The 4,806-nt window shown below is 28.3% G+C and carries 5 protein-coding genes and 1 riboswitch; of the genes, 1 reads left to right on the top strand and 4 read right to left on the bottom strand.

Features of this window, described 5'->3' with window-relative positions:
• On the top strand, positions 1 to 959 hold a 959-nt coding region (locus tag NSA58_RS16360; protein ID WP_330652593.1), incomplete at its 5' end, for a Ppx/GppA phosphatase family protein.
• A gap of 32 nt (positions 960 to 991) precedes the next feature.
• Here the strand turns inward: NSA58_RS16360 and NSA58_RS16365 are convergent.
• The 4 genes from NSA58_RS16365 to NSA58_RS16380 all read right to left on the bottom strand — a co-directional run bounded on the left by NSA58_RS16365 (position 992) and on the right by NSA58_RS16380 (position 4,544).
• Positions 992 to 1,795, bottom strand: coding sequence for a MetQ/NlpA family ABC transporter substrate-binding protein (locus NSA58_RS16365; protein WP_039681119.1), 804 nt, complete (start codon positions 1,793 to 1,795; stop codon positions 992 to 994).
• Positions 1,796 to 2,029: 234 nt separating this feature from the next.
• Positions 2,030 to 2,692, bottom strand: coding sequence for a methionine ABC transporter permease (locus NSA58_RS16370; protein ID WP_039681120.1), 663 nt, complete (start codon positions 2,690 to 2,692; stop codon positions 2,030 to 2,032).
• Positions 2,685 to 3,650: a methionine ABC transporter ATP-binding protein gene (locus NSA58_RS16375; protein ID WP_074078871.1), complete on the bottom strand. Its 966-nt coding sequence runs from the start codon at positions 3,648 to 3,650 to the stop codon at positions 2,685 to 2,687. Before NSA58_RS16375 ends, NSA58_RS16370 begins: the two co-directional genes overlap by 8 nt.
• Positions 3,651 to 3,747: 97 nt before the next feature.
• Positions 3,748 to 3,853, bottom strand: a riboswitch (SAM riboswitch).
• A gap of 88 nt (positions 3,854 to 3,941) precedes the next feature.
• Positions 3,942 to 4,544 (bottom strand): hypothetical protein, encoded by a 603-nt coding sequence (locus NSA58_RS16380; RefSeq protein ID WP_074078870.1) that lies wholly within the window; start codon positions 4,542 to 4,544, stop codon positions 3,942 to 3,944.
• Between the last annotated feature and the right edge of the window lie 262 nt (positions 4,545 to 4,806).

Raw genomic sequence — 4,806 nt, forward strand, 5'->3', positions numbered from 1 at the left:
TAATAATTGTAGAAATAGATAATAGTTCTTATAGCGAAATTTTCCATAAAAAGTTTCAAACTAGATTATCTGATTTTGTAGGAAGGGAAACCAAAGAATTATCTTCAGAGGGGATGAAAAATTTTTTTGGAATTATATTTACATTTAAAAAGTTCTGTGATGACTACAATTGTGATGAAATTATTGCTGTAGGTACAGAATCTCTTAGAGAAATTAAAAACTCCACAGAAATTATAAATGATATTTCTGTGTCTTTAGGTGTTCATATAAGATTATTATCACCTACAGAAGAATGCTATTTAGGATATGTTTCTTCCATACCAAAAGAGTTGGATAATTATGTTCATTTAGATATGGGTGGCGGAAGTGTTGAAATCGGCCTAGTAAAAGATAAAATTCTTATGGAGAGTGTTAGTATTCCCATGGGTGCTTTGAAAATAACAAATAAGTTTCATATTAAAGATGGCATTTCCAACGAGGAATTTTGTCAAATTCAAGAATACATATATGGTAAGTTAAATAATATTTCATGGATTGGTGAATGTAAAAACCTCCCTGCAATTATAATTGGTGGATCAATAAAAACTATTGGTAGAATTCATCAAAAGGAATATGATATTACTTCAAATATTCATGGTTATGAATTATTTTATAAGGATATAAAAGTTCTTTTACAGAAGATAAGTAATATGTCTTTAAAAGAAGTTATTTATACTACAGGCATCTCAAAAAGTAGAGGAGATATTTTACTTGGTGCTTTAGTCATTTTAAACAGCATTATATTGTATTTGCAATCTTCAAAAATCATAATAAGTAAATATACAATTAGAGAAGGTATTATTAATGACTATATAAATAATCTGCTTCGCTCATGTCACCAACAAGATACCTTGTCTGTAGCTTCAAGCAAGAACATTTCTCAAGTTAGTTCAACTAAAGATAAAAAAGAAGGATATTAAAATCCTTCTCTTTTAGTAAAATTTATTATAAATTAAAATGTTGGAACTATACTTCCTTCATATTTTTCTTCTATAAATGACTTAACTTTATCACTAGTTAAAGCTTCAGTTAAGGCTTTTATTTTTTCACTATCTTTATTATCCTCTCTACAAGCTAATATGTTAGCATATGGTGAATCACTAGCTTCTATTACTATTGCATCCTTTGTTGGATTCAAGTTAACATTTAAAGCAAAGTTTGTATTTATTACTGCAAAATCTACATCTTGTAAAGTTGATGGAACTTGAGCTGCATCTACTTCTACTATTTCTATATTCTTTGGATTTTTAGTTATATCTTTTGCAGTTATCAACTCTTTATCTGCTACTTCTATAACACCATTTTTAGCTAGTAATTGTAAAGCTCTTGCTTCATTAGTAGCATCATTTGGAACAGATATTTTAGCTCCATCTTTTAAGTCATCTAAGCTATCAAACTTCTCAGAGTAAACGCCCATTGGTTCTATATGAACTTTTGCAGTATATGTTAATTTTAAATCTTTCTCTTTATTCATTTCTTCCAAGTATGGAATATGTTGGAAGAAATTTGCATCTAATTCACCTTCTGATAAAGATGTATTTGGAAGTACATAGTCATCAAACTCTACTACTTCTAATTTATAACCTTTTTCTTCTAATAATGGCTTTGCTACTTCTAAAATTTCTGCATGTGGCGCTGGAGATGCTCCCACTTTTATAGTTTTATCTTCCTCTCCACTTGCTTTAGAACACCCTACAAATAATGATGCACTTATAACTCCTACTAATGTTAATCCTAATAATTTTTTTAATTTCATTTTTAAATCCCCCTTGTATGTATTATTTTTATACTATAAATTTTATAATTCAATCATATTTATTAATGCTACAAGTATAGCGAATTTATTTAAGTAACAAAGTTGCCTAAAGTAATAACGAAAGCATCTTGTTGAATTGACGCTATGAGCGTAGCAAATCTTTATTTTTAGCAACAGATTTTTCTAAAGCGGTATCGAAGAAATATTGTTGGCGATATAAAATGTACTCACATTTTATTTTAGTTTTTTATATGCTAAGTCCCCTGCACTTTGTATAATCTGTACCATTATAATAAGCGTAACTACAACATATACCATTACTGAAGTATCAAATCTTTGATGGCCATAAACTATAGCAACTTTTCCAAGACCTCCAGCTCCTACAGTTCCTGCCATTGCCGTACACCCTAATATAGAAATTATTGATAAAGTAATTCCAGATACTATCGATGGCATTGCTTCTTTTACTATTACTTTGAATATTATTTGTAAATTTGTAGCTCCAAAAGATTTTGCAGCTTCTATCAATCCTTCATCCACCTCGTTTAACGCTGTTTCAATCACTCTTGCAATAAATGGTGCAGCACCTATAGTAATAGGAACTATAGCCGCTGTTTCCCCAATAGATGTTCCAACAATAAATCTTGTAAAAGGTATCAGTGCTATTAATAAAATAATAAACGGAAAACTTCTTACCATATTCACTATAAATCCTAATATGCTGTACACAGTTTTATTTGGCTTAAGTCCTCTCGGCTTAGTTACCACTAAAATTACTGCCATTATAAATCCTAAAATTGTTGCTACTATAGTTGGTACGATTATCATATACAACGTCTGAAGTAAAGCTTCTCCAAGTATTTCAGTTAAATAAATATATAAACTAGTTTTATTCATTTATGATTTCCTCCCATCTGACTTTTTTCTCATCTAGATATTTTTTTATCTTTTCTCTATGATCATTAGAAACATTTATTATTAATGATCCCAATATATCTTCTCTGTATTTTTCTAACTTACCACATATGATAGAGAAGTTTATGTCCAAATCCCTTGCCATGGAAGTTATTATAGAATCATTAGATATTTCTTTTGGGAAGATTATTCTTATATTAGTCCCCTTTGGTAAAACAATATCATCTTCTCCAACTAATTTTTGTAAGTTTTTAGAGTTTTGTAAAAACAACTCTTCTGTATCCCCAATTTCTAGCACTTCACCATATTCCATAATCGCCACTCTAGAACAAATTTGTTTTATTACTTCCATTTGGTGAGTAACCATAATTATTGTTATATTCAACTTCTTGTTTATATCTTGTAATAAACTTAATATGGATTTTGTTGTGTTTGGATCTAAAGCTGATGTTGCTTCATCGCATAGAAGTACTTTTGGATTTAAAGCTAAAGCTCTTGCTATTGCTACCCTTTGTTTTTGACCACCACTTAAGTTTCTCGGTTTCATATTTTTCTTATCATGTATTCCTACTAATGTTAAAAGTTCATCTACTCTTTTATTTATTTCATCTTTTGGATATTTAAAACACTCCAGTGGCAGCGCCACATTTTCAAATACTGTTTTTCTTTCTAACAGTGAAAAATGCTGAAATATCATTCCTAAGTCTTTTCTTAAAAGTCTAAGGTTTTTTTCATTTAATTTTTTCACTTCCCTATTTTCTACTGTTATGCTTCCTTCTTCATAAGTCTCAAGCCTATTTATACATCTAAGTAACGTAGATTTACCAGCTCCACTATGGCCTATTATTCCAAATATCTCACCTTTGTTTATATGAATATTAATATTATTTAAAACTTTTGTTTTTCCATAATACTTATTAACTCCTGATATTTGTATCATTTTATTATTCCCCCCCCCTTAAAAGTCTCTTAGTTTTAGTCTAATAATTGTATTAAAAAAAGCCTAAGTATAAACTTAGGCTAAAATGACTAATTTATACTCATCTTTCAACTAATAATAGTTGCAGGATTTAGCACCATGTACAAAATTGTACTGGTTGCCGGGTTTCATAGGGCCAGTCCCTCCACCACTCTTGATAAGAGTCTTTTTAATTTTTATTATGTTATAAATGTTAACCATTTTTTTCTAAAATGTCAATCATTTATTTTATTTTTATAAATAATTTTTTTATTATTTAGTTGTATTTTTTGTATTGTTATTTTCTATAGTTTTTCTATCGATTCCTAGTTTTGTATTCATATTTCTTAACATATCACCAAATGTGTTTGTTACATTTTCCCCAGCTCTTACTGTATCATCTACTAATTTAATAAATTCATCTTGTGTTTTATTATAATCATTTTTAGTTATTTTATCTAATTTTGCTATTTTACCATCTATATCTTTTATTAATTTCTCTCCTTCTGCAATTAAATCTTCATTCATTTTCTTTAATTCAGCATCATCAGTTTTTGCATCGTTTTTTAGACCATCTACAAATGATTGTATTTTTTCTTTACTGTCTTTGTAAGCAGCTTTTACATCACTTAAATATTTTTCATTTCCTGGATATTCTTTATCTTTATATGCGTTATTAGCGGTATCAACATCAGTATACATATTGTATCCACCTAGTGTTCCTACACTTTTATCGTATAGCCCTGTATAAGTATTAAAAAATGTTTTATCTGCAACTTTGTCTGCACTTTCTGGTTGAGCTTGTTCTTTATTACTACACGCTACTGCAGTAAAAAGTAAAAGAAAAGATAATGCTAGTGTTATAAATTTTTTCATTTAAGTTATCCTCCATTTTAAATTCTGTCTTTAAGAATTATTATCTCAAGTTTTTACTTTTTTATTTGCTTTAAAAAATTTTCATTTATTTTTTTGAATTAACTAAAAATTAAATCTTCCATATTAACTTCTGTTTGTTGCATTTTATTGTCAATTAAAAATTTTTGAGTATATTTAAGGGTTTGAATTTCATTTCTTCCTATTGCTGGATTAGAATCATACCATCTGTAAGAAAATTGCATTATATTAAACATATATATTT

Origin of the sequence: Terrisporobacter muris (assembly GCF_024621905.1) — a bacterium.
GTDB lineage: Bacteria > Bacillota > Clostridia > Peptostreptococcales > Peptostreptococcaceae > Terrisporobacter > Terrisporobacter muris.